The organism is Dongia soli (assembly GCF_034044715.1).
In the GTDB taxonomy this organism is placed as follows: domain Bacteria; phylum Pseudomonadota; class Alphaproteobacteria; order Dongiales; family Dongiaceae; genus Dongia_B; species Dongia_B soli.
On record NZ_JAXCLW010000002.1, the window covers coordinates 269308 to 294060 of the forward strand.

Below are 24753 nucleotides of genomic sequence, written 5' to 3' on the forward strand. Positions count from 1 at the left end.
CCGCTCTTTTCTTTCAAGGCTTGCCAGGCCAGGGCAGGGAAGTGACCTGCTTTGCCTCAGCCGGCAAGACGGTGTTATTCTTTCTGTTAACGAGACTCAGTTGGCCGCCTACTGGCGGTTCCGGAACGTCAACCGGTGGGGCGGCAGCGAGCGGTACGGAGATGGCCGATGCTGGAGTTCAACCTGAGTGAAACGGCGCGTGCGCTCCAGGATACGGTCAGGGCGTTTGCCGCTGCGGAAGTGGCGCCGCGAGCTGCCGATATCGACCGGCAAAATGACTTCCCGGCCGATCTATGGCGCAAGATGGGCGCAGTTGGTCTCCTTGGTCTGACGGTCGAGGAAGCGTATGGCGGCGCTGGCATGGGCTATCTCGAGCATGTGCTGGCGATGGAGGAGCTCAGCCGCGCTTCCGCCTCGGTGGGCTTATCCTACGGGGCGCATTCCAATCTCTGCGTCAACCAGATCAAGCGTAATGGCAGTGAAGCGCAGAAACGCAAATACCTGCCCAAGCTGATTTCGGGTGAGCAGATCGGCGCCCTCGCCATGAGCGAACCGAATGCGGGTTCCGATATCGCCGCGTTGAAACTGCGCGCGGATCGGCGTGGTGATCGCTATCTCCTCAACGGCACCAAGATGTGGATCACCAACGGCCCCGACGCGGATGTCATCATCGTCTATGCCAGAACCAACGCGGAGGCGGGCAGCAAGGGTGTCACCGCCTTCATCGTGGAAACCAACAAACCGGGTTTCAAGGTCGCGCAGAAACTGGATAAGCTCGGCATGCGGGGATCAAATACCGGCGAGCTCGTTTTCGAGGATTGTGAAGTGCCCGCTGAAAATATCCTTCAGGAAGAAGGCCGTGGCCTTAATGTCCTGATGAGCGGCTTGGATTACGAGCGGGTCGTGCTATCGGCAGGCCCGCTTGGCATCATGCAGGCGGCCCTGGATATCGTTCTGCCTTATGTTCATCAGCGGCAGCAATTCGGCCAGCCCATCGGCACTTTTCAACTGATGCAGGGAAAGCTCGCCGATATGTACACGACGCTTTGTGCCTGCCGCGCTTATTGCTACGCCGTCGCCCAGGCTTGCGACCGGGGCGAAACTTCGCGCCAGGATGCCGCCGGCGTCATCCTTTATTGTGCCGAGAAAGCGACCTGGATGGCACTGGAAGCAATCCAATGCCTCGGGGCGAATGGCTACATCAACGACTATCCCGCCGGGCGATTGCTGCGTGATGCCAAGCTCTATGAAATCGGAGCCGGCACCAGTGAGATACGGCGCATGCTGATTGGCAGGGAACTGTTCAATAATACCCATTGAGAACGCCGTTGTTATGCCATTTCAGGGGAGGCAATTGCCGGTATGTCGGTGATCCGCAGTCAGGTCGATGCCAGAAGCGAGGTGTTTCGACAGAATGCAGAGATCCTGCGAAAACAGGTGGATGACTTACGGCAGCTGGTGGGGCGATTGCAGAATGGCGGCGGCGAAGCTGCCTGTGCCAGGCATATTGCCCGCGGCAAGCTGCTTCCCCGAGACCGTATCCGTGAGCTCCTGGATCCGGGTTCGCCATTTCTCGAATTGTCGCAATTGGCAGCCTATGGGCTTTATAACAATGAAGTTCCTTGCGCGGGCTTGATTACCGGCATCGGCCGGATCTGGGGTCAGGAATGCATGATCGTTGCCAATGATGCGACGGTAAAAGGCGGCACATATTTTCCGATCACGGTGAAAAAGCATCTGCGGGCACAGGAGATTGCGCGACAGAATGCTTTGCCATGCATTTACCTGGTCGATTCCGGCGGGGCCCATTTGCCGAACCAGGACGACGTCTTTCCGGACCGGGAACATTTTGGCCGCATTTTCTACAATCAAGCCACCTTATCCGCCGCCGGCATTCCACAGATCGCCGTCGTGATGGGCTCCTGCACGGCCGGTGGCGCCTATGTGCCGGCGATGGCGGATGAAAGCATCATCGTCAAGAACCAGGGGACGATTTTTCTGGCGGGGCCGCCGCTGGTGAAAGCGGCCACTGGCGAAGTCGTCACGGCAGAGGAGCTGGGCGGCGCCGATGTCCATTGCCGCGTCTCCGGTGTCACCGATCATTATGCGGAAGATGACCGTCACGCTCTGGCAATCGCCCGGCAAATCGTCGGCAATCTCAACCGGCACAAGCCGAGGGCACTTGAACAGGCCAGGCCAGAAGAGCCGATCTACGATCCGACGGAGATCTATGGGATCATCCCGGCCGATCCGCGCAAATCCTATGATGTCCGCGAAATCATCGCCCGGGTGACAGATGGCAGCCGGTTCGATGAGTTCAAGCGCTTCTACGGGGAGACCTTGGTCTGCGGCTTTGCCAGGCTCTGGGGTTATCCGGTCGGCCTGATTGCCAATAATGGTATCCTCTTTTCGGAAAGCGCGCTGAAAGCAACCCATTTCATTCAGCTTTGCAGCCAGCGCGGTGTGCCGCTCATCTTCCTACAGAACATCACCGGCTTCATGGTCGGTCAGAAACATGAGGCCGGCGGCATCGCCAGGGACGGCGCTAAGATGGTGACTGCGGTTTCCTGCAGCAAGGTGCCGAAATTGACGATGCTCATCGGGAGTTCTTTCGGTGCGGGCAATTACGGCATGTGCGGGCGTGCTTATGATCCGCGGTTCTTATGGATGTGGCCTAATGCCCGCATCGCCGTCATGGGTGGCGAACAGGCCTCCAATGTCCTGGCCCAGGTGAAGCGCGACAATTTCGCCGCCAAGGGGCAGGATTGGCCGGCGGCGGAGGAAGATGCGTTCAAGCAGCCGATCCGCGAGCAATATGAGCGCCAGAGCCATCCATATTATGCCGGCGCCCGCATCTGGGATGATGGTTTGGTCGATCCTGCACAGAGCCGGTCGGTACTGGGGCTTGGCTTGGCGGCGACATTGAATGCGCCGATCGAACGGACGGAATTCGGCATTTTCAGGATGTGATGCAAATGGGCAACTTTATTCTGGTCGATCGGCGGGATGACATAGCGACCGTGACCCTCAACCGGCCGAAGCGTCACAACGCCTTCGATGACCGGATGATCGCCGAACTGAGCAGGATTTTCGACGATTTGTCGCAGGATGGCGCCATACGGTTCATTGTGCTCGCGGCAGAGGGGAAAAGCTTTTCCGCAGGCGCCGATCTGGCCTGGATGCAACGTGTCGCTGGCCAGACCAGCGCCGAAAACGAGGCGGACGCCTTGGCGCTTGCCAAGCTGTTGCAGCGCATCGATGCTTGCCCAAAGCCGGTCATCGGTGTTGTCGATGGTGCGGCTTATGGTGGCGGTGTCGGCCTCCTTGCCTGTTGCGACATCGTCCTGGCAAGTCATCAAGCGGCCTTCGCTTTATCCGAGGTCCGCCTGGGCCTGATACCCGCTGTGATCTCCCCTTATGTCATTGCAGCGATCGGCGCACGGCCTTGCAGACGATATTTTCTGACAGGGGAAAGATTTTCGGCAGAGGAGGGTTTAAGGCTAGGTCTGGTCCACCGGCTTATCGCAAGCAAGGATCTGCAAGAAGCCATCTCGACTTTATGTGCCGATCTGCGCAAAGGCGGACCGCTAGCTCAGGCGGCGGCCAAAGACCTGATCTTAAGAGTCAGTTCGACTGGCAACGATGTTCCAATTCAGGAATGGACCGCCAGTCGAATTGCAGAGTTACGCGGATCTGCGGAAGGTCGAGAAGGCATGCAGGCTTTTCTCGACAAACGCCCGCCATCTTGGATGAGGCATCAGCGTGTTTGAGCGCCTGCTGATCGCCAATCGCGGCGAGATCGCTTGCCGCATCATCCGGACAGCGCGGCGCCTGGGGTTGCATTGCATCGCTATTTATTCCGACCCCGACGCAACGGCGCAACATGTGCGGCTCGCGGATGAGGCTTATCCGGTCGGACCGGCCGCTGTGGGCGAAAGTTATTTGAACATCGACGCCGTCATCAAGGTCGCCCTGGCGAGCGGCGCAGAGGCTGTCCATCCCGGCTATGGATTTCTGTCCGAGAATGCCGATTTCGCCGAAGCTTGTCTGGCCGCCGGGCTTTGCTTCGTGGGCCCACCGCCTGATACGATCCGGTTGATGGGCGACAAGGCGGCCGCGAAGCGCCTCGCAGCGGCCATCCATATGCCGCTTGTGCCCGGTTACGATGGAAACCAGCGTGAAGAAGCATTTACCGAGGCCGCCGCAAGGATCGGCTATCCCGTTCTACTGAAAGCGGCTGCAGGCGGCGGCGGGCGCGGCATGCGGGTCGTCCGGCATGCGGAAGACCTGGGCGCAGCAATCGCCGGAGCGCGGCGAGAAGCAAAGGCGTCCTTTGGGCAGGATACGTTGCTGCTGGAAAAATATGTGGAGCATGCGCGACATGTCGAAGTCCAAATCTTCGGAGACCGCTTTGGCAATGTTGTCTATCTGGGCGATCGGGACTGCTCGCTGCAGCGCCGCCATCAGAAGCTGATAGAAGAAGCACCTGCGCCGCATATACCCAGAGAAATACGAGAAGCAATGGCCGAAGCGGGGGTTGAACTCGCCAAGGCCGCCAAGTATCTCGGCGCCGGCACCGTCGAATTTCTCTATACGCGCGACAAATTCTATTTCATCGAGATGAATACCCGGCTTCAGGTCGAGCATCCGGTTACAGAAATGATCACAGGGCTTGACTTGGTGGAATGGCAGTTGCGTGTGGCCGCGGGAGAGGCCCTGCCGGTAACCCAAGAATGGGTTCACGGCAGCGGCCATGCGGTCGAGATACGCCTCTGCGCTGAAGATCCAATGCGTGATTTCGTGCCGACCGGCGGGCGGATTTTACATTTGAGCTGGCCGCGTGATTTGCCTGGGCGTCGGATCGATGCCGGCATGATCGAGGGTGATATTGTCGGCACCTATTACGATTCGATGCTCGGCAAGCTCATTGCCTGGGGCGAGACACGCAAGATGGCTTTGGCGCGGCTACGGCAATTGATTGCCGAGACACATTTGGCCGGCGTCATGACCAATCGCGACTTCACGAGGACCGCTATTCAGCACCCGGAATTCGTATCAGCCGAGTTCGATACGGCGTTCTTCGAACGCCATGCAGCTTCATTGATACAAGATAATAGCGGATCGGATCTGCTTCTCGCTTTGGCCGGCCTTGCCGTCACCTTGCGTCCAGCGGTCGATGCGTCCGGCCTGAACGATCCCTGGACCCGGCTGGTCGGCTGGGAGCTTAACTTGCCCATCCGGTCGCGGCAGCGCTTCCATCTCGACGGTGTATTGCGGGAGGTGTCGATTTGGTCGTCGGACGGCCAGAATTGGCATGTGCAGGTGGGTGGTCATCGGAGCTTCGATATTCAGAATCCGGCTTTGTTCGGGCAATCGATTTCGGCTGCGATTGGCAAGGTAGCGGAAAGTGCGAAAGTGATTTTCGATGGACCGGCCATCTGGATGATGAATGATGAAAAGACCCTTTGTCTGATGCGGGACGAGCCCATGGCGCGGGCCGACGCTGTCGGTGCAGGACCTGGCAGCTTGACGGCGCCCATGCCGGGGACCATCGTTCAAATCCTGATCAAGCCAGGTGACATTGTGACAAAAGGAAACCCCTTGATCATTCTTGAAGCGATGAAGATGGAACATGTCATCAGGGCGCCTCATGACGGCACCGTTGCTGCTGTTCATTTCATTGCAGGACAGCAAGTGAAGGAAGGGGCGGATCTCCTAACCCTGGCAGCGGAGGGCGGATCGCAATGACACTGCCGAGGAAAGTGCGAATCGTTGAAGTCGGCCCGCGCGACGGCCTGCAGAATGAAAGTGTCCCGCTTAGCGCCGATGTAAAGGTCGCCTTGATTGAACAACTCGCGGCCGCCGGCCTGCAGACGATCGAGGCCGGCGCCTTCGTATCGCCGAAATGGGTCCCGCAAATGGCGGATACCGCTGAAGTCCTGGCTGCTATCGACGCTCGCCCGGGGGTATCTTACCCGGTGTTGGTCCCAAATCTACGCGGGCTCGATGCTGCCCTGGCAGCAGGCGTGACGGAAATATCGGTTTTCGCCGCTGCCTCTGAAACTTTTTCCCAGCGTAATATCAACTGTTCGATCGGCGAAAGTCTTAAGCGCTTCGCCGAGGTGACGGCAAAAGCGCATAAGTCCAAGATCCGGATACGCGCTTATATCTCATGTGTCCTGGGCTGCCCCTATGAAGGCGCGGTGTCGCCAACTGTCGTCACTGACCTCGCCACCCGGCTGGCGGATCTCGGCTGCTACGAAGTCAGTCTGGGAGATACGATCGGTGTTGGAACACCGCTGGCAGCGCGCCGTTTGGTGGAGACGGTTGGTACTAAAGTGCCGATTGAGCGGCTTGCAGTGCATTTTCATGACACTTATGGCCAGGCCTTGGCGAATATTTATGCCACGCTCGATCTGGGCATATCGGTTATCGATTCCGCGATTGCCGGCTTGGGCGGCTGTCCCTATGCGCCGGGCGCCAGCGGCAATGCCGCAACGGAAGATGTGCTCTATATGCTGCAGGGGCTTGGTATAGAAACAGGCATCGATCTGGACAAGCTGCTGGATGCTGGTGCCTATATTACGGCCATTTTAGGCCGCAAGAACCAGTCGAAGGCGGCAACGGCGCTGTTGAACCGGCTGGATCAAGCGCAGCGTGCCGGCACCTGTTGAATTTCGGTGGCGACCAAAGCCTCACGCAGCGTCCTCCGTCGCCGCTCAGCTTCCAGGGCGCTCGCTTCCTTGATATGACCGAAACCGCGAATCTGCAGCGGGATGGCGGCGAGAGCGATGGCAGCCTTCATATTCTGCGACGATAAATTGAGGGCGATGAGCTCGAGATCGGCTTCATATTCCCTTACCTGTTGCCGCTCAAGGCGCCGATCCGATTGCCAGCCGAACGGATCAAAAACCGTGCCGCGCAGGACTTTTCCATATTTCAACAATTGGAGAAGCAGCATAACCCACCGGCCATTCAGCTTGATTTTTCGCCGCTTCCCGGTGGCAGGATCTCGCGGTGCAAGCAGCGGCGGTGCCATATGGAAAGTAAGCTGCGTATGATTATCGAAGGTGGCGCCAAGCTGCTTCAGAAAGGTTCCGTCCGTGTAGAGCCGGGCGACCTCATATTCGTCCTTGTAGGCGAGCAACTTGTACAAGGCCTTAGCGACGGTTTCGGTTAACCGGCCGGCCTCGCCTTGCAGGGTTTTTTCGATGGTGGCGATACGCGCTATTTGTCGCTCATACCGCTTGGCCAAGGCCTTATTTTGATAGGCCACGAGATCCGCGCGATTGACAGCGATTATCTCGGAGAGCGTGGCCTGATGGGCGATCGCAGTCCCAAGATATGATGTCATGGCCTCCGGCATGGCAGCAAAGATGCGCCCCCAGAGGAACGCCCGGTGGTTTAACTCGACAGCGACACCGTTCAGATCGATGGCGCGCTCGATAGCAGCTGCGCCGACGGGAATCAGGCCCCGCTGATAGGCCAGCCCAAGCAGCAGGATTCCCGAAAAAGTGCTGTCGCCGAACAAGGCTTCGGCGAGATGCATTGCTTCAACATAGCTGGATTGGGCGTCATTGCTAACACGCGCCAAAGCGCCACGATGCAGATCCGCATCGAGCAAGATATCCGGTTGGTTCACGAAATCAGCTGTCGGCGTCAGGTTCACATTGGCGATTATCGCCGTCCGCATTTTGTCGCAGAGCGGCCGGGCCATTGGCGAGGCCGCGACGGCGAGATCGCAGGCCAGCATCAGATCGGCCTGGCCTTGGTGGATGCGGGCGACATCCAGGCTGCTATCATGCAAAGCGATCTGCAAATGCGAAACGACAGCGCCATTTTTTTGACTCAAGCCGGTGAAATTGAGGCATTCCGCGGCTTTGTTCTCTAGATGGGCCGCCATGGCCAGGATGGCGCCAATGGTGACGATGCCGGAACCGCCGATACCGGTTACCAGGACACGATAGGGTTGGTCCAACGTGCCGGCAAAGATCGGCTCGGTTAAACGGGTAGCGTAATCAGCCTCGATCTCGGTTAATTGATCGGTGTCGGGTTTGCGAGGGGAGGCGTCCGCGATGGTCACGAAGCTTGGGCAAAAGCCATCAATGCAGGAAAGGTCGCCGTTGCAGGCCGTCTGGTTGATCCGCCGCTTCCGTCCTTGGTCAGTTTCGCTGGGTTCGACCGCGATGCAGTTGGATGTTTTCTGACAATCGCCGCATCCTTCGCAGACACGCTCATTGATGAAGGCGCGGACGGGCAGTTCCTGTTTCTGGCGTTTCCGGCGCCGGCGCTTTTCCGCCGCGCAGGTCTGGTCATAGATGATCACCGAAACGCCTGGCAGATCGCGATATTGCCGCTGGAGCGTATCCAGCTCGTGACGATGATGTATAGTCACGCCAGCGGGGAAGGTACCAAAGCCGGCATATTTCCCAGGCTCATCGGTCACGACCGACAGATTCGTCACACCTTCTGCCGCAATTTGGGCGGCGATCTGAAAGACATTCGGATGGCCATCGGGAGCCTGTCCCCCAGTCATGGCGACGGCATCGTTGTAAAGCAGCTTGAAGGTCATGGAGACCTTGGCGATGACTGCCTGTCGGATAGCGAGCAAACCGGAATGTTGGTAGGTGCCATCGCCCATATTGGCGAAAAGATGCGGCATATCCGTGAAGCCGGATAGACCGACCCATTGGGCGCCTTCACCTCCCATTTGGCACCATGTCCGGGTATTACGCGCTTCTCCAAGCGCCATGACATGACAGCCAATACCGGCGGTCGCGAAACTGCCATCCGGTACGTTGGTTGAGGTGTTGTGCGGACAGCCGGAGCAGAAGAAAGGCTTGCGAGCCAGCAGACCGGATATTGTTTCGTTGGCCCCCGGTAGGGCAGGCTTTTGGGCAGCTTGCTGATTGATCCGCGCGTCATCGATGCGGAGCATCTGTAGGAAGCGTGCAATGGCTTGGGAGACGGCGGCCGGCGACAGGTCCGAAACGTCCGGCAGGAGAGGCTCTCCCGTGGGAAGAGCCTTGCCGGCCACCACGGGCCGCTGATCGGCGGGCAGATGATAAAGCAGATCCTTGATTTGTCGTTCGACAAAGGAACGCTTTTCCTCGACCACCAATAGACCGGCCAATCCGCTAGCCAGATGCCGCAAGCCTTCCGGCTCGATGGGCCAGGTCATGGCCATGCGGTAGATGGCGATACCCAACGTATTGGCGTCGGCCTCGCTGATACCCATCTCACGCAGCGCACGAAGGGTATCAAGATGCGCTTTGCCGACGGTGACAAAAGCAATGCGCGGTTTGGGGCAGCCATAAACGATACGGTTGAACTGATTGACCCGCGCAAAAGCAAGCGCCGCTGGCAACCGTTCGTCTACCACCCGCCGCTCCAATTCGGCGCGTTCTTGTGGCCAAGCGAGATGCGGGTCTGCATTGAGGCCATGAGGTGACAACGTTATATCAGGCGGCAAGATGAAATGGGGTGTGGCCGACAATGTAACCGTGCGGCCGCTTTCCACCACTTCCGTAACCGTCTTAAAACCTGTCCACAGGCCGCAAAACCGCGACATGGCATAGCCGGCAAGACCCAGGGTCAGGTATTCGTCGATGCTGGCCGGCGACAAGGTCGGCATCATCACCGCTTCGAGAATGTGATCACTCTGGTGCGGAAAGATGGAAGATTGCGCAGTGTGATCGTCCCCGACACAGGCGAGAACGCCACCTAGCGCCGCGGTGCCGTAGCTATTGGCATGACGTAACGCGTCGGTCGACCGGTCCAGGCCGGGACCTTTGCCGTACCACAATCCGAACACACCGTCGAAGCGGCTGCCTGGAAAAGCCTGGGCTTGTTGTGTGCCCCAGACCATCGTCGCAGCCAGATCTTCATTCAATCCAGGCTGAAAGCGAATATTGTGCTGTTGCAGCAAAGTTTGCTGATGCCAGAGCTCCCGATCGTATCCACCAAGGGGAGAACCGCGATAGCCGGAAATGAAACCGGCGGTACGCAGGCCATTTTGCCGGTCCGACCTTGCCTGGTCGATCGGCAGACGGACAAGTGCCTGAATGCCTGTCAAAAGCACTCGGCCTTGGATTTGCTGGTACCGGTCTGAGAGCGTGTGGCCGGCATATTTTCCGGCTGCGGTCTTTATGATTGGTGCGTTCATGAATAGGCTCCGCTTGCCAGACATGAAACTGTTCACCCAGAAATTTTAACGGAAACGCCTTCGCGTTTCTCACCAAACCATGGGACGCAATTGCCTCCCTTTAGGGGTTTCCTCTAAAATGGGCCTCTCCTTTAGAGAGGACCTTCAATGAAGCTCGATGAGATCGATGTGAAGATTCTCAATGAATTGCAAAAGGACGCCCGAATCAGAACCGTCGATCTGGCGGAACGCGTAGGGTTGTCGGCAACGCCTTGCCAGCGGCGGCTCAAGATCCTCGAAGAAGAAGGGTTTATCCAGAGATTCACGGCACTCATTGATCCGGAGAAGGTTGGCTATTCAATCAACGTCTTCATTTTCGTGCAGCTCGAGCGAAAGACAGAAACGCAGTTCGAGATATTCGAAGCCGAAATCCACAAATGTCCGGAAGTGATGGAGTGTCACCTGGTGACGGGTGTGCACGATTATCTGCTGCGGATCGTGTCACATGACATGGCTGGCTATGAGCATTTCGTTACTGGCAAGCTAACGAGGATTGAAGGTGTGAAGGACATCCAGTCGTTCTTCTCGGTGCGCCGCATCACCTATGAGACGGCTTTGCCCATTGCGCTGCCGCGACACGAGAGTTAAGGCCTTTCGGCGTCGGGTTGCGCGGATGGATGCGCCGTCCTAAAGGCATCTAGCCCAAGACAATAGGTTTCGATCGCGGTCAGCCGCGGATAAGCATCAAGCGGAATACTGAAACGCCGGGCATTGAAAAGCTGCGGAATCAGAAAAGCGTCGGCAAAGGTAGGGGTATCTCCATAGCAGCATTGCCCGGTATCGCCATGCTTGGAGATCATGATCTCGATTGCCGCCAATCCCTCTCGATCCAATGCCGATACCATGCAGCCCGGTTTGTGTCCGACATGCCGAAAGTCTTCGTCAGATAGGATAAGACGCGCATATTGTTTAGCGGATGGATGTCGCAGGCGATTGCCTGCATGATGCTACGGATAAAGGCACGGGCCAGGGGATCGGGCGGCAGAAGCGGTGGCGCGGGGTAAGCTTCTTCGAGATATTCGCATATCGCTGCCGACTGGGTGAGAGCCCGGTCGCCTGCCATCAGAGTTGGAACGAGCTTTTGCGGATTGATCACACGATAACTGGCCCTGTGTTGCTCGCCACCGTCTCTAACCAGATGGACGAAACGCTGCTTGTAGGAAAGACCTTTCAAGTTGAGCGCGATGCGCACGCGATAGGCTGCTGAGGAGCGAAAATAGCCATAGAGCGTGAGCTTATCCATGGAAGGGCAGTCCTCTACCCGGCGAGCTGGATTTCCTGCTCGATGGCACCGAAGAGCGAGTGTCCATCTGGTGCCGCTATTTCAATGCGTATGCGGTCGCCAGCTGTCATGAACGGTGTTTCCGCGGCGCCGTGACGAATGATTTCCACCATGCGTTGCTCGGCGATGCAGGCGTAGCCGCGGCCACCTGCAGCAAGCGGCCGTCCCGGACCGCCTTGGTCGTCCCGATTGGAAATCGTACCGGATCCGATGATCGAGCCGGCAGCGAGGTTCCGTGTCTTGGCCGCATGCGCGATCAAATCGCCGAAACTGAATGTCATATCTTTTCCCGCATCCAGCCGCCCGAAGGGATCGCCATTGACAAAGGTTCGCAGCGTGAGATGGAGCCGGCCATCGCGCCAGGCTGGGCCAAGCTCGTCCGGTGTCACCGCAACGGGTGAAAACGCAGAAGATGGTTTCGACTGGAAAAAACCGAACCCCTTGGTCAATTCCTCGGGAATTAGATTGCGCAACGAAACGTCATTAACCAGCATGACCAGGGCGATGTGCCCCAGCGCAGCTTCCGCTGTGACGACCATCGGTACATCCGTGGTGATGACGGCAATCTCAGCCTCAAAATCCAAACCCCAGGCTATGTCGCCCAGGGTGATCGGCTGGCGCGGTGCGAGAAAGCAATCCGATCCTCCCTGATACATCAACGGGTCGGTCCAGAAGCGTTGGGGAAGTTCTGCGCCGCGTGCCCGGCGGACAAGTTCGACGTGGTTTACATAGGCCGATCCGTCTGCCCACTGATAGGCCCGGGGCAATGGCGACAGACAATCATGTTCGTGGAAGCGTTCTCGCGGAACGGCGCCGTGTTCAAGGCTCTCCGCCACAGCCGCAAGGTGAGGGGCCAACTCATCCCATCGATCCAAAGCCATCTGCAAGGTGCGGGCGATCGAGCTGACCTGCGTATAATAAGCAAGGTCGCGGCTAACCAGGACCAACTGGCCATCGCGGCTCCCATCATTCAGCGATGCAAGTTTCATTCCAAGCCCCCCGTTAAATGTTTGGCACCTATACAGCTTTATTTCTAGGATCGAACCGTTTCGGCAGGTCCGACCAGCAATCGATGTAATCCTCCTGGCGGGTCGGTAGCTCGGCCGCATAGCGGGTAATCCGCTGCGGGAAGCGTGTCTCGAACATGAAAGCGAGCGTGTCCTGCAGTTTGACCGGCGTCAGCTCCACCTGCGTGGCCTTGTCGAAGGCCTCAGCATCCGGCCCATGCGGCATCATCATATTATGCAGGCTCATGCCGCCCGGACGGAAGCCGGATGGCTTGGCATCATAGGTGCCGTAAATGAGCCCCATGAATTCCGACATTATATTTCGGTGATACCAGGGCGGCCGGAATGTGTTCTCGGCGACTGCCCAGCGTTCGGGAAAAATAGCGAAGTCGACATTTGCCGTGCCGGCGACAGCGGAAGGCGAAGTCAGCACCGTAAAAATGGACGGATCCGCGTGATCGATCCGGAGCGCACCCATGGGGGAAAAGCGGCGTAGGTCATATTTATAGGGCGTGTAATTGCCGTGCCAGGCAACCACATCCAGCGGCGAGTGCTGGATCTCAGCAAGATAAAGCCTGCCGCACCATTTTATATATAGCTCGCTTGCGCAGTCCTTGTCCTCCCAGGCAGCGATCGGCGCCTGGAAATCCCGTTCATTGGCAAGGCCGTTCGCCCCGATGGGCCCACGCTCGGGCAGCATGAAGGGGAGGCCATAGTTTTCGCAGATATAAGCGCGGGCCAGACCATCAGGAAGCTCCAGGCGAAAGACGATCCCGCGGGGAATGACACAGATTTCACCTGGCTGAATTTCGACAACGCCAAGCTCCGTATGGAAGCGGAGCTTTCCGTGCTGGGCGACGATGAGGAATTCCCCATCCGCATTCTGGAAATAAGACTCTGTCATAGTTTGGCTGGCGAGGAGTAGATGGACCGCCATGCCGGATTGAGCTTCGGCATCACCGCATGTCGTAATCGTATGTACACTATCGAGGAAAGTCTGAGCGCGATCCGGTATTGAGGACGGGCTCCATCGCAACTGCGCGATCGGCAGGCTCGCTTCAGTCGAATTGGGTGCCGTGCGGATATCACCACTGTCTACAGCTTTAAAACGACCGCCATGTTTCACGCTGGGTCTGATCCGGTATAACCAGGAGCGGCGATTGAGATGGCGGGGCGCGGTAAATGGAGAGCCGGAAATCTGCTCCGCATATAAGCCATATGGGACATGCTGCGGAGAATTCTGGCCAACAGGCAACGCCCCCGGCAAGGCCTCGGTTTCGAAGCTGTTGCCGAAGCCGGACATGTAATGCAGGTTCATTGTAGAATCCTCGGCGATGGTCCAGGTTCGTCGTCGCGTCGCTAGGCAGCATCGGGTGATCGCAATACACCGCGGCGAATCTGATCTTCTTCGATCGACTCGAAGAGCGCCCTGAAATTGCCTTCCCCGAAGCCATCGTCGCCTTTTCTTTGAATGAATTCAAAGAAGATTGGCCCAAGTACCGTACCCGAAAATATCTGCAGGAGAAGGCGCGCGTCGCGACCGCCTTCAGCGGCTTCACCATCAATCAGGATGCCACATTTACGCATCCGTTCAAGAGGCTCCCCGTGGTTGGGCAGGCGATCCGCGATGCGCTCATAATAGGTCGCCGGCGGAGAGGGCATGAATGGCAGGCCGTTCGCACGCAATTTGGCAACCGTGCTGTAGATATCCTCGGTGCCGCAAGCAATGTGTTGAATGCCTTCGCCATGATAATCGCGCAGATACTCTTCGATCTGGCTTTTATCGTCGACGGATTCGTTGATCGGAATACGGATCTTGCCGCATGGGCTGGTGAGGGCGCGGGAGGTCAGTCCGGTGAGCTTGCCTTCAATATTGAAGAAACGAATTTCGCGGAAATTGAACAGCCGGCGATAAAAGTCGAACCATACATCCATCCGCCCTCGACGGACATTATGGGTTAGGTGGTCGATATAAGTTAGTCCGGCACCCGACGGACGCTGCGTGACGCCCTGAATGGGGTTAAACCCTTCCAACCAACTGCCGAATTGCTGGGGTACGAAGTAAATTACAGAGCCGCCGATGCCTTCGATCGCCGGCGCGTCGATCGCGAGTGTATCGCCACGCGCGGAAGCCGGCTTGGCGCCAAGCTTCAAGGAACGCTCGTAGGCGTCCTGGGGGGATATCATATGCCACCCCATACCCACGGCGCTGGGACCATGCTTTGCGCAGAAGGCTGCTGCATAGGAATTGGGTTCCGCATTGGCGATGTAGCAAATGTCGCCCTGACGCCAGAGTGTGACCTCACGGTTTTTGTGCTTGGCGACCGCGCTGAAACCCATGGCCCGCATCACCTTGGAGAGTTCGGTCGGATCGGGATGAGCAAACTCTACAAAGGCAAAGCCGTCTGTGCCCGCAGGATTGGCGGAGTCTAAGCGAACGCGCGACGGAGAGTGAGGTGAGGTTTCCATGGGGCAACTCCATCCAGGCGATTGCCATTCAGGTTAACCGACCTGACCTGCATGAAGTGTGCGAATGCATGAGTTTTTCGGCATTCTTTGCTGCTACTGTGCGGTGTATAATGCAGTGATGCACGATTCATTCAAACTGGATCCGTTTGACTGGAAGCTGTTGGCTGCGCTGCAGGAAAATGCCGCAGCCACAAATGCCGAATTGTCAGATCGGATCGGATTGTCGGCCTCTCAGGTGTCGCGTCGTCGCCAAGCCTTGGAGGAGGGCGGTCTTATTCGCCGCTATCGGGCTTTGCTCGACCGCGAACGACTTGGTATGTCCGTTCTCGTCTTTGTCCACGTCACCATGGCGACGCATTCGCCGGATAATGCAAGCCGGTTTCGTCAACTGGTTCTCGATCGCCGAGAGATACTTGAGGCTTATGCCCTGACCGGCGATTCCGATTATGTCCTCAAGGTTGTTGTGGCCAGTCTCAAGGAACTGTCGGATCTGATCAACGATGTCCTGTTACCGCATCAATCGATTGATCGCTTACGTTCGGAGGTCGTATTGGACGTCCTGAAAGAAGAAGGCAACCTGCCAATGCCGTTATCGGATTGACTGGCTATTCCGTGACGGCGGTGATGGGGATCGCCGACTTTTCCTTTAGAATCGAAAACACGATGCTGGAATGGGATTCACGGACCCCCGGCATGCGCAACAAGGTTTTGACGGCGAATTCACTCAAGGCATCGAGATCGCTTGTCATCACATGCAGGAGAAAGTCCGTGTCGCCTGTCATCGCATAACAGGCAACGACTTCAGGCTGACGCAGGATGGCATGCTCGAAATCTTCCACCGTCTTTTCCGCGTGGTCACTGAGGCGTACCTGGATGAAGGCCTGGAAGGCACAGCCAACTTTTTTCGGATCAAGATCGGCCCGATATCCTCGGATGACGCCGTCGCTTTCCAGCCGCTTGATCCGTCGCAAGCAGGGCGTCACTGAAAGGCCGACTTCCTCGGCCAATTGGACGACCGACATGCGGCCGTCCCGCTGCAGATTATGGAGGATTTTGAGATCGATGGAATCAATTGCCTGAGCAGATTTCATCTAAGACTCCTGCCTAGATTGGCAGATTATACCAAAAATAATCGTTTGCCGCCGCGAATTGGTAATAAAAACTCCGTCTCCCCTGCCAAAATAGGAGCTGGTGAATAAGACAGGACGGCCTTCATGTCAGACGCCCAGCAATCCGCGGTGCTGCCGCACAAAGAAATATCACAAGCCGCCATTTCAAACATGCCGGTCACGGGTCTGCGTGGCGACTATACGCATATGCGTGCAGACTACACGACGGATCAAAGCTGGCGCGATTACACCGCTGCCGAACATCAATTGTGGCAGCGCCTGTATGAGCGCCAAGTGCGTATTGCCAAGCGCTATGCTGCAGATTCCTTTCTAGCCGGACTGATTCATTTAAATATGCCGATGGACCGCATTCCCCGCTTCGATCAGGCGAGCGAGGTCATTCATCGTCGAACGCGATGGCAAATTGTCGCCGTGCCGGGACTGATACCGGATGATGTTTTCTTTGCGCATTTGTCGAAGCGACAATTTCCCGTCACGGTCTGGCTGCGCAAGCCCGAAGAGATGGATTACTTGGTGGAACCGGATGTGTTTCACGATTTCTTCGGCCATGTGCCGTTGTTGACGCAGCCCGTTTTTGCCGACTACCTGCAGGAATATGGCCGCAAAGGAGCAGAGGCATTGGAGTTAAATGCCACCAAGCTGCTCGCCAGGCTGTTCTGGTATATGGTCGAGTTCGGCCTGATCAAATCCCCCGATGGGATCAAGGCATATGGAGCCGGCATGTTATCTTCCGCGACCGAAACCGCCTATAGCGTCGATAGCGAGATACCTAATCGCATCATGTTCCGGCTGGAGCGCGTGATGCAAACGGACTATCGAATTGACAGCTTTCAGTCCACTTATTTTGTTTTAGAGCGTTTTGACGACTTGTTCAACGCCATGCGGCAGCCTTTCGCGCCGATCTATCACGCAATTTCGGGCAGCGCGATTTCAGCGGATGAAATCGTCGAGACCGATGTTGTGGTGCATGCAGGGAAACGATGAAGACGGATGTCTCGTCACTAGCAAGCTTTTGATTGCCGCCAATCCCGGTCGCGAATCTTCCGTGCCGGATTTCCGGCGACAATCGTATAAGGTTCCACATTCTTTGTGACGACGCTGCCGGCAGCGACGACTGCGCCGTCACCAATCGTGACGCCGGGGAGGATGATCGAGCTGGCGCCGATCCAGACTTCAGACCCGATTGAGACGGGCGCGTAGTCCCGCCCGGACTCGAAGATCGAGCCGCCATCGGGCGGAACACGATGATTGGAAGAATGGATTTGCGTGCGATAGCCGATCAGTGTGCGATTGCCGATCGTCACGCCACCCGCCGTTCCAATCAATACATCGAGCGCGAAATTGACGTCATCGCCGACGACAAGGTTGCGTCCAGGCGTGATCCATACACCAGGATAGAAACTGGGGCGCTTCCCGATATGAGCACCGACAGAGCGGAGAAAGAACGCTTTGACGCAGTCCAGGAAACGATATCGCGGCAGGGCGAAGAGGATCCGCATGGCCATTTCGTAGCCAATCATCAGGTGCCAGTGAACGAAACCGCTACTCATGGCGAATACCTTCTCGTTTTGCTGCGCTATGTGACAAATCATGTCCAATAAATTGAAGAGAAGCACATCCCGCTCTATCACTGGAAAGCGGCGGGAATTCCTCTAGATTTCTGACTGCAATCCTTCTTTCAAGTCCCATTGGACGTCATTCCTAGCTCGCTGCGTTGGTAAGCAATTCCATTTGAATTCTGGACGGTGTGTCGTGCGATTGAAAGGAAACTAGTGGATGTCAGAGCATGCCAGGAGAGCGACGCAACGAGGCGCGACTGCCGAGTATGCGATGCAAGGATTAACAGTGGCTTTAAATCGTCCTCTTATAGCCCCGCATAACATCATCAAAGAAGTCGTACCAAAGAATTTGCTGATAATTGACACCACAACCAAACGATGCGCCGAGTTCGTGAGCGAGAGCCATATTCGATTTCACCTTATCGACCTCGTTCGGGTTCTTGATCTCCAGCTGGAATAGATTGATTTCGGGCTTCGTGTGTTGCGGGAAAGGCTTGATCTCCTCTCTCGCCTTCGATGGCCGATTTTCCAGCATCTCTCCATTGAGTCCAGGGAAGTCGTAGCTGGAATTGCCGATCAGGATGGTATTCGGCAAAGCCTGCCTGACTTTCAAGATTGCTTCCCGTAATGCCGCCAACATTTCTTCCCTGACTTCGGCATCCGGATGGGCCGCACGGTAGATCGTGCATTGATCGAGCAGCAAGCCGTCATAGGGATAGGACTCCATCACGATCTGACAGGCTTCCACCAGAGCTGTCTGAAAACTCGGCTTGCGTGGGTCGAAGATGTACCGCCGCTTGCTGGCGGGTCCGGTTGCGGAGAGAACGCCATCGGGGCGCACGCACCAGGCATCTTTCACCTTCGACATGTGAGCATGGCCGGGCCCCGGAACCGTGGTCTGATCGATGACGTCATGATAACCCAACATGATGATATCGGGATTAATCGATTTGATCGTGTCGCGCCATTTGACCGACAGGCGATCAGTAGCCTGCGAAACAAGCGTCAACGGATAGCGTGCAATCGTTTTCTCTTGGCCGGCCTGGGCAGGGATTTTCGGAGTGACATATGCAACGCAATAAAGCGGAGGAACCTGGAAGTCGGGGCCGCTAAGGACCTTTGCGAAAGCGCGCGGCGACAGCAGGGTGCTTGTCGCTGCGAGGAGTGCTGTCCGTCGACTAATCAACATGACGAACCTTTCTCAAAGCCTAGAGGTTTCGTTGGTCACCGTCGGCATTCTTGGCAACATCGACCGTCGCCTGCGAGCGGTCGCGACGCGCTCAGCATTATTAGAGGAAACAACGCTCGCGTTGCACTGTCCATCCCTCTTGCTCGCGCTTTCGTGATCTCTCACAGCTCGCAAGCGCACGCTGCCGTAGAACAAATCCCCGGACCTTACATGCGAATGTAAATGATACTGCCGTATTTGAATCAAAGCTTAGGTGAGTCAGGGCGGATATAACCGAATATAATATGCTGGTTGTAGATCAGGCTTGCCGTCGAAGGCGTCTTCGCTAAAATCGCCACCGCTTTGGGGGCGAAGCATCGGCTGTTTATCGCAGAATGGTCGTGGTGATGCGCGAAAGCGGCAGAATGATAAAGTGGCTGGATGACGTCCTGTATCCGGGCGTTCCAGACAATTGGGATGATCGTATTTTTCGCGATCTCATCATCGAAGCGCTTCAGCCGAACGATTGCATCCTCGATTTGGGCGCGGGTGCAGGGATCGTCGAGGCGATGCGATTTCGCGGTTTGGCGAAGCGGGTTTGCGGAATCGATCCGGACCCTCGCGTGCTTGAAAACCCGCATCTCGATGAAGCTAAGATTGCGACCGGGCACAGCATTCCTTATCCGGATGAGTATTTCGATCTGGTCTTCGCGGACAACGTCGCGGAACATCTGGAGCGCCCTAAGGAGGTCTTGCGCGAAGTGCATCGCATCTTGAAGCCAAATGGAAAATTTCTGTTCAAAACACCCAACCGGACGCACTACGTCACGATGCTGGCTCGCCTCACGCCATTGGAGTTTCATCAGTTCTTCAACCGGCTCCGTGGCCGCGAAAGCATCGATACCTTTCCGACATGCTATTTGTTGAACAGCCCGTCACAAATTCGTCAACTGGCGCGCCAGATCGGCTTCGAAATCGCCACCATCAAGCTTCTCGAAGGGCGGCCCGAATATCTTCGACTGTTTCTTCCGGCCTATGTCTTCGGTTGGATTTACGAGCGCACGGTCAATTCGGCGGAGATATTCAGCTTCCTGCGCGTTTTGCTGATCGCTAATCTGGTCAAGAAATCACCACAGTTAGCGCTTCAAGATAAGCAGCAATTTCCTTCAACTGATGGAAAGTAATAATGGCAAGTCTAAAACGAAATGTGGGCTGGACGTTGGCGGGCAATGTCTTCTATTCGGGCTGCCAATGGGCCATCCTCATGGTTCTTGCCAAGCTTTCCTCTGCCAGTACTGTGGGGTTGTTCTCGCTTGCATTGGCTGTGACGAGTCCGGTTCTGTCGCTCTCGAATTGCCAGCTCCGTACCATTCAGGCGGCAGATGCGCGCGGCCGTTTCTCTTTTCCGATCTATTTCGGCTTCCGTCTGATCTGCACGAGCCTTGCCCTGATCGCCATCGCCGTCATTGCGGTTTACACGCGAAGCGATGAGCTTGGCATGGCGGTCATCTTCGCCGTAGGGCTGTTCAAGGCCGCCGAATCGATCTCCGACATCGTCTATGGATTTCTGCAAAAGCACGAAAACATGCGGATCATTTCCCAATCCATGATGATAAAGGGAATCCTGGCGATCTGCGGCATCGCTGCTGGCCAGCTGATCTTCGACTCGCTCCTCGCGGGGGCGTTACTGATCTTCGCCGGTTGGACGCTCCTGCTGTTGATCTACGATTTGCCCCAGGCGCGGAAGTTGGTGCAACGGGAAGGGCTTTCTGCGCGGGAAGGATTGATGCCGCATTTCTCGACCGGCCAGTTCCGGCAGGTCTTCACGCTTGCGATTCCCATGGCGCTGGTACTCATGGCCAACACTCTGGCCGTCAACACGCCGCGTTATGCCTTGGCGCACTGGGCGGGTGATGCGGAACTCGGATATTTTGCCAGCATCGCCTATCTGATTGTCGCCCTTAATCTTGTAACCACGGCGATCAACAATACCATTCTGCCCCGCTTTGCCGTCTACCATATGACCGATACGAAGAAGTTCATTCGACTGATGACAGTCGGCCTGGCCTTCATCTGGGGCATCGGCCTGCTGGCGGTCCTGGTAACCTTCTTCGCCGGTCCGCTGATTTTGCGGCTTCTCTATACGCCGGCTTACAGCGCCTATGCGCCGCTTCTCGTCTTGATGATGATCGTCGGCTGCATGTTGAATTCCTCGGCACTTTTCGGAACCGCGGTGACGGCGGCCCAGAGTTACTGGCCGCAAACGCTGAATGCATTGCTGTTTCTGGCCGTGGCGGCAGGCGCTTCGCTCGTGTTGGTGCCAAAAAGTGGGGCCTATGGCGCGGCGGAAGCGCTCCTGCTCGCCTCAGCGGTGCAAATGCTGGCCTTTGCTATGACAACGATAAGGATGTGTCGGCGGATGCCGGCAAATGGCCAATCATCGAAGGAACCGATTTCGGAGCCGGCTGCGCAGTGATCCAGGCTTGCAGCATCAGAACTTGCCATAGCTGCTGATGCCAGTTGGCCGCGCCATTGCGATGCTCCTGCCATAGCTGGCGCACAACCTTGACATCCACCAAGCCAGCGCTTTTCAGGGCGGAATCTGAGAGGAGATCGCCCGCCCAATCGCGCAAACCGTCGCGCAGCCATTCCGTGATCGGTACGCCGAATCCGGATTTTGGTCTTTCGGTTATGTGGCGGGGCACATACTTCTCCAGCAGGCGTCGCAGGATGATCTTGCCTTGGGAGGCGCCGGTTTTCATTTCCAAAGGCAGCCGCCAGCCGAATTCGATGATCCGGTGATCAAGCAGTGGCTCCCGCGCCTCCAGGCTTACCGACATGCTGGCGCGATCGAGCTTCGTCAGCACATCGTCAGGCAAATAATGGGTCAAATCATCAAGCATCATAAGATGATCCAACGGCATTTGATGAAGATCAGGTTGGTTCAGACGCACCCAGTCGGCATTGCTCCTGGTGCTACCACCCAAACCCCGCCACTGGTCGATATAGCTTCGATAAAAATCAAATGCGCTTTTCTCCCGCAGCGGGGCTAGCCGGGACGCCATCTTCAGCAGCGAAACAGGTTTGGCCGCGGCACCGGCAGGGAGCACGGAGGCGGCGTATCTCGCAGCGCGCGACATGCCTGTGCAAAGAGGCGAGCGAATATCCGGGTGGAGCAAAGACAGGCGGGACCAACTCGTCTTGGAACGCCGATATCGCTCATAGCCACTGAAGATCTCGTCGCCGCCGTCCCCAGAGAGCGAAACGGTGACGTCCTGTCTTGCCAAGCGACTCACCAGGTAGGTTGGGATTTGCGAAGAATCGGCAAAGGGCTCATCGAAGATATCGGGCAGGGACGGAATGATCGCCAGTGCGTCCTGCGGCCGAACGACCAGCTCTGTATGCTGTGTGCCAAGATGTGCGGCGACGAGGGCGGCATGCTGCGCTTCATTATAAGATTCTTCTTCGAAGCCGATAGCAAAGGTACGGATCGGCGCAGAACTTAGTTTTTGCATGATCGAGACAACGATCGACGAATCGATCCCGCCAGACAGGAAGGCGCCGATCGGCACATCGGCTATCATGCGCAGTTGAATCGCGTCATGCAGCAGGTCGTCCAGTTCGTCGATGGCAGCCGGAAGATCACCTTTGAAGGGGTTTTTCTTGCCCGCGATTGCACTATCGGCAGCCGACCAATAGGGCGCTACGGTCGGTGCCATATGCTTTTCGGCATTCGCCCCGGTCAGCTGAGCGATGTGACCTGGCGGCAATTTGTGGAAGGTGGTGTAAATCGATCGGGGTGCAGGGATGAAGCCGCCGCGCAGGTAATCCGAAACGGCCTGTTGATCGATCGTCGCGCTGAAACCCGGGAGCGCTTGCAGAGCCTTCAGCTCCGATCCAAAGAGGAACGTATTGCCCGTCCAGCCGTAATAGAGCGGCTTGACGCCAATGCGGTCCCGCGCCAGGAACAGTTTGCGTTCGTGACGATCCCAGAGCGCAAAAGCAAACATGCCGATTGTCGCTTTAACAGCTCGTTCCACGCCCCAGGCTTCAATCGCCGCCAGCAGAACCTCGGTATCCGAATGGCCTTGCCAGGCATGAGCATGATCGCCCAATTGAGTGCGGATCTGGCGGAAATTGTAGATTTCGCCATTGAAGACGATGACATACCGGCCGCTATGCGACGTCATGGGCTGACGGCCGCCCGGTGACAAGTCAAGGATAGCTAACCGACGAAAGGAAAGGCCGATTCCGGCATTCGGATCGTACCAGATCTGGCCGTCATCCGGTCCACGATGCCTGATCGCATCGCCCATACGGCGTAACGGCCCGGCCCAATTGTCCGGCGAGCGGTCTGACTGAAGAATTCCGGCAAAGCCACACATATAGTCTATCCGTTCATTCTACTGGGGATGAGGTGTTGATCTCACTTGCGGAACCCAGCGCGCCAGAATACCGGTGCGCCGCATCGCCTTTAAGACCAGGGTCCAGAGCAGGATGATAATGAGGCAGAATACAAATGGTTTGGTGAAGTTGGAGATGTCATCGCGAACCGTTCGACAGAAGTGAAACATACCAACGGAGATAGTTAGCAGTAACCACGGACGATGTCTCAAATTGAGCCCGTCCAGCCTGGAAAGGCCGAAGCCAAACAGAACAAAAACGAAAAACACGCCGGCCACGCCAAAATTCACATAGGCCTCGCCAATTGCCGAGGAGCCCGTGCCGGCGCCCATGAAGAACTGATCCGGTGCGATGCGATATGTGAGCCAGTCATTAAGCGGCAATCTTCTTGCGGGGTCTCCGCCCGGCTCGGTTTTCAGGCGATTGATGAGCTCACGCGGGCTTTCAGCATGCTTCATCCCGATATTCGGGAAGGCTTGAATCACCGCGGTGATATAACTCTCGCCATATCGATAAGGATCGCGCCTCGGCACAAGGTCCAGCATGGCGCCGAGAATGCCGTTCGTTTGGCCCATCGAAACGAGACCGGCCCGCCAATCGCTTTGATCCGCTGCCTCGCTCAATTGCTGTTGGTTGAGTGCCCCATAAGGCCCGGTCTGGCGTAACGTGCCGATGATGGGGATGGCGATCATCACGGCGACAATCATCCCAATTGCGAGGACATTTGGAATGCGCCGGCCGGTTTTGACCCAAAGAATAGCGCCGATCATCACCGGATAAAGCGCGCTAGTGCGATATCCGGACAGGACGAGAAGTGCAAAGCCAATGAAGCCGATACTATAAGCAATCAGTCGTTGGGTTGGCCGGTTGGCACCGATGACGAGTGCGATCAGGGAAGAGGGAAACACCATCAGCATCGCCCCGAAACCGCGGACGTCGTCTTTGGTTTGGAATAGATCAAGCCTTGAATAATTCAGCAGATTACCAAGGGCTTGGATGGCCAAAGCTAGAAAGACGCACGAGGCCAGCAACAAGCCGAAACCATAGAAAAATTCCAGATCCAACGTTGCGCGTACGGTCTGAACCGGGATGACCCGCCGCTCAATTCTGAGCCCCACGGCATAGCCGATGCCAAAAGCTCCCAACGCATAGATCGTATACCAGCTGGCGAGGCGAATGCCTTGTTCGGACAGCTCGATGGCGACGTCGTCGGGGCGCAGAATGCCGACGGCGATCGCCACGATCGATCCAAGGTGAAACAGGACAAGGGCGATAACATAAGCAAGTCCGAAACAATAAAGAGACTTATGGGTCGCAAGCAGGAAGGCCGAAAACGCGATAATCCAGACCAACAAGCAGATACTGACCGTCTGAGACCAGATATTGTCGGTGTATTTCGGACCAAGGATATCGAGCAAAGCCAGCGCAATCAGACCGAAGCTGACGAGAATCAAGATCAGCCGCGCCAATGGATATTGCGGCAATCGAACCAGTATCTGTCTATCCGTGGCGAACGACATCTACGACAGC

Annotated in this window: 19 protein-coding genes and 1 pseudogene; 10 read left to right on the forward strand and 10 right to left on the reverse strand. The window is 56.7% G+C overall.

Annotated elements, in window-relative coordinates:
• The first annotated feature begins 168 nt into the window (after nt 1-168).
• From SMD27_RS07810 to SMD27_RS07830, 5 genes are read left to right on the forward strand one after another with little or no spacing between them, the layout of a single operon-like run.
• Entirely contained in the window at nt 169-1320 is a 1152-nt protein-coding gene (locus tag SMD27_RS07810) for an isovaleryl-CoA dehydrogenase (RefSeq protein WP_320507807.1), read from the forward strand.
• A 42-nt stretch (nt 1321-1362) separates the two neighbouring features.
• Nucleotides 1363-2970: a carboxyl transferase domain-containing protein gene (locus tag SMD27_RS07815; RefSeq protein WP_320507808.1), complete on the forward strand. Its 1608-nt coding sequence runs from the start codon at nt 1363-1365 to the stop codon at nt 2968-2970.
• A 5-nt stretch (nt 2971-2975) separates the two neighbouring features.
• Nucleotides 2976-3770 (forward strand): enoyl-CoA hydratase-related protein, encoded by a 795-nt coding sequence (locus SMD27_RS07820; protein ID WP_320507809.1) that lies wholly within the window; start codon nt 2976-2978, stop codon nt 3768-3770.
• Nucleotides 3763-5748 (forward strand): acetyl/propionyl/methylcrotonyl-CoA carboxylase subunit alpha, encoded by a 1986-nt coding sequence (locus tag SMD27_RS07825; RefSeq protein ID WP_320507810.1) that lies wholly within the window; start codon nt 3763-3765, stop codon nt 5746-5748. The genes SMD27_RS07820 and SMD27_RS07825 overlap by 8 nt, the downstream gene beginning before the upstream one ends.
• On the forward strand, nt 5745-6674 hold the full coding sequence (locus tag SMD27_RS07830; RefSeq protein WP_320507811.1) for a hydroxymethylglutaryl-CoA lyase: 930 nt from the start codon (nt 5745-5747) through the stop codon (nt 6672-6674). Before SMD27_RS07825 ends, SMD27_RS07830 begins: the two co-directional genes overlap by 4 nt.
• Here the strand turns inward: SMD27_RS07830 and SMD27_RS07835 are convergent.
• The gene (locus SMD27_RS07835) at nt 6647-10165 is read right to left on the reverse strand and encodes an indolepyruvate ferredoxin oxidoreductase family protein (protein WP_320507812.1); all 3519 of its coding nucleotides are present in this window, start codon (nt 10163-10165) and stop codon (nt 6647-6649) included. The genes SMD27_RS07830 and SMD27_RS07835 overlap by 28 nt on opposite strands.
• A gap of 147 nt (nt 10166-10312) precedes the next feature.
• On the opposite strand from SMD27_RS07835, the gene SMD27_RS07840 reads away from it, so the two are divergent.
• Nucleotides 10313-10792: an Lrp/AsnC family transcriptional regulator gene (locus tag SMD27_RS07840; RefSeq protein ID WP_320507813.1), complete on the forward strand. Its 480-nt coding sequence runs from the start codon at nt 10313-10315 to the stop codon at nt 10790-10792.
• Between the two features lie 208 nt (nt 10793-11000).
• Here SMD27_RS07840 and maiA read toward each other — a convergent pair whose 3' ends face one another.
• The 4 genes from maiA to hppD are packed head-to-tail and all read right to left on the reverse strand — an operon-like array spanning nt 11001 to nt 14962.
• Nucleotides 11001-11447, reverse strand: a complete 447-nt coding sequence (gene maiA, locus SMD27_RS07845) for a maleylacetoacetate isomerase (RefSeq protein ID WP_320507814.1) — start codon at nt 11445-11447, stop codon at nt 11001-11003.
• Nucleotides 11448-11461: 14 nt separating this feature from the next.
• Nucleotides 11462-12475 carry a fumarylacetoacetate hydrolase family protein gene (locus SMD27_RS07850; RefSeq protein ID WP_320507815.1) on the reverse strand — a complete coding sequence of 338 codons (1014 nt, stop codon included), beginning with the start codon at nt 12473-12475 and terminating at the stop codon, nt 11462-11464.
• A gap of 28 nt (nt 12476-12503) precedes the next feature.
• Nucleotides 12504-13811, reverse strand: a complete 1308-nt coding sequence (gene hmgA, locus SMD27_RS07855; protein ID WP_320507816.1) for a homogentisate 1,2-dioxygenase — start codon at nt 13809-13811, stop codon at nt 12504-12506.
• A 41-nt stretch (nt 13812-13852) separates the two neighbouring features.
• A complete protein-coding gene (hppD, locus tag SMD27_RS07860) occupies nt 13853-14962 on the reverse strand; it encodes a 4-hydroxyphenylpyruvate dioxygenase (protein ID WP_320507817.1) in 1110 nt (369 codons plus the stop codon).
• Between the two features lie 64 nt (nt 14963-15026).
• Here hppD and SMD27_RS07865 point away from each other — a divergent pair, with 64 nt between their 5' ends.
• A complete protein-coding gene (locus SMD27_RS07865) occupies nt 15027-15563 on the forward strand; it encodes an Lrp/AsnC family transcriptional regulator (RefSeq protein ID WP_320507818.1) in 537 nt (178 codons plus the stop codon).
• Nucleotides 15564-15567: 4 nt separating this feature from the next.
• On the opposite strand, the gene SMD27_RS07870 is transcribed toward SMD27_RS07865, so the two are convergent.
• Nucleotides 15568-16053 carry an Lrp/AsnC family transcriptional regulator gene (locus SMD27_RS07870; RefSeq protein WP_320507819.1) on the reverse strand — a complete coding sequence of 162 codons (486 nt, stop codon included), beginning with the start codon at nt 16051-16053 and terminating at the stop codon, nt 15568-15570.
• Nucleotides 16054-16176: 123 nt separating this feature from the next.
• Here SMD27_RS07870 and phhA point away from each other — a divergent pair, with 123 nt between their 5' ends.
• A complete protein-coding gene (gene phhA, locus SMD27_RS07875) occupies nt 16177-17076 on the forward strand; it encodes a phenylalanine 4-monooxygenase (RefSeq protein WP_320507820.1) in 900 nt (299 codons plus the stop codon).
• Between the two features lie 44 nt (nt 17077-17120).
• On the opposite strand, the pseudogene SMD27_RS24125 reads toward phhA, so the two are convergent.
• Nucleotides 17121-17276 (reverse strand): annotated as a pseudogene (locus SMD27_RS24125) (DapH/DapD/GlmU-related protein); the annotation flags it as partial.
• Nucleotides 17277-17943: 667 nt separating this feature from the next.
• Entirely contained in the window at nt 17944-18840 is an 897-nt protein-coding gene (locus tag SMD27_RS07885) for a putative glycoside hydrolase (protein ID WP_320507822.1), read from the reverse strand.
• A 386-nt stretch (nt 18841-19226) separates the two neighbouring features.
• Here SMD27_RS07885 and SMD27_RS07890 point away from each other — a divergent pair, with 386 nt between their 5' ends.
• The gene (locus SMD27_RS07890) at nt 19227-20003 is read left to right on the forward strand and encodes a class I SAM-dependent methyltransferase (RefSeq protein WP_320508645.1); all 777 of its coding nucleotides are present in this window, start codon (nt 19227-19229) and stop codon (nt 20001-20003) included.
• A gap of 2 nt (nt 20004-20005) precedes the next feature.
• Entirely contained in the window at nt 20006-21295 is a 1290-nt protein-coding gene (locus SMD27_RS07895; RefSeq protein WP_320507823.1) for a lipopolysaccharide biosynthesis protein, read from the forward strand.
• Here the strand turns inward: SMD27_RS07895 and asnB are convergent.
• Both asnB and wzy read right to left on the reverse strand, forming a co-directional pair.
• Nucleotides 21210-23204 carry an asparagine synthase (glutamine-hydrolyzing) gene (gene asnB, locus SMD27_RS07900; protein ID WP_320507824.1) on the reverse strand — a complete coding sequence of 665 codons (1995 nt, stop codon included), beginning with the start codon at nt 23202-23204 and terminating at the stop codon, nt 21210-21212. The genes SMD27_RS07895 and asnB overlap by 86 nt on opposite strands.
• An 18-nt stretch (nt 23205-23222) precedes the next feature.
• Nucleotides 23223-24743: an O-antigen polysaccharide polymerase Wzy gene (gene wzy / locus SMD27_RS07905; RefSeq protein WP_320507825.1), complete on the reverse strand. Its 1521-nt coding sequence runs from the start codon at nt 24741-24743 to the stop codon at nt 23223-23225.
• Nucleotides 24744-24753: the final 10 nt, after the last annotated feature.

What these genes read in the sequence shown, in the direction of transcription:
- SMD27_RS07810 (WP_320507807.1), top strand. Translation starts at nt 169, where the DNA reads ATGCTGGAGTTCAACCTGAGTGAAACGGCGCGTGCGCTCCAGGATACG.
- SMD27_RS07815 (WP_320507808.1), top strand. Translation starts at nt 1,363, where the DNA reads ATGTCGGTGATCCGCAGTCAGGTCGATGCCAGAAGCGAGGTGTTTCGA.
- SMD27_RS07820 (WP_320507809.1), top strand. Translation starts at nt 2,976, where the DNA reads ATGGGCAACTTTATTCTGGTCGATCGGCGGGATGACATAGCGACCGTG.
- SMD27_RS07830 (WP_320507811.1), top strand. Translation starts at nt 5,745, where the DNA reads ATGACACTGCCGAGGAAAGTGCGAATCGTTGAAGTCGGCCCGCGCGAC.
- SMD27_RS07835 (WP_320507812.1), bottom strand. Translation starts at nt 10,165, where the DNA reads ATGAACGCACCAATCATAAAGACCGCAGCCGGAAAATATGCCGGCCAC.
- SMD27_RS07840 (WP_320507813.1), top strand. Translation starts at nt 10,313, where the DNA reads ATGAAGCTCGATGAGATCGATGTGAAGATTCTCAATGAATTGCAAAAG.
- maiA (WP_320507814.1), bottom strand. Translation starts at nt 11,447, where the DNA reads ATGGATAAGCTCACGCTCTATGGCTATTTTCGCTCCTCAGCAGCCTAT.
- SMD27_RS07850 (WP_320507815.1), bottom strand. Translation starts at nt 12,475, where the DNA reads ATGAAACTTGCATCGCTGAATGATGGGAGCCGCGATGGCCAGTTGGTC.
- hmgA (WP_320507816.1), bottom strand. Translation starts at nt 13,811, where the DNA reads ATGAACCTGCATTACATGTCCGGCTTCGGCAACAGCTTCGAAACCGAG.
- hppD (WP_320507817.1), bottom strand. Translation starts at nt 14,962, where the DNA reads ATGGAAACCTCACCTCACTCTCCGTCGCGCGTTCGCTTAGACTCCGCC.
- SMD27_RS07865 (WP_320507818.1), top strand. Translation starts at nt 15,027, where the DNA reads ATGCATGAGTTTTTCGGCATTCTTTGCTGCTACTGTGCGGTGTATAAT.
- SMD27_RS07870 (WP_320507819.1), bottom strand. Translation starts at nt 16,053, where the DNA reads ATGAAATCTGCTCAGGCAATTGATTCCATCGATCTCAAAATCCTCCAT.
- phhA (WP_320507820.1), top strand. Translation starts at nt 16,177, where the DNA reads ATGTCAGACGCCCAGCAATCCGCGGTGCTGCCGCACAAAGAAATATCA.
- SMD27_RS07885 (WP_320507822.1), bottom strand. Translation starts at nt 18,840, where the DNA reads ATGTTGATTAGTCGACGGACAGCACTCCTCGCAGCGACAAGCACCCTG.
- SMD27_RS07890 (WP_320508645.1), top strand. Translation starts at nt 19,227, where the DNA reads ATGCGCGAAAGCGGCAGAATGATAAAGTGGCTGGATGACGTCCTGTAT.
- SMD27_RS07895 (WP_320507823.1), top strand. Translation starts at nt 20,006, where the DNA reads ATGGCAAGTCTAAAACGAAATGTGGGCTGGACGTTGGCGGGCAATGTC.
- asnB (WP_320507824.1), bottom strand. Translation starts at nt 23,204, where the DNA reads ATGTGTGGCTTTGCCGGAATTCTTCAGTCAGACCGCTCGCCGGACAAT.
- wzy (WP_320507825.1), bottom strand. Translation starts at nt 24,743, where the DNA reads ATGTCGTTCGCCACGGATAGACAGATACTGGTTCGATTGCCGCAATAT.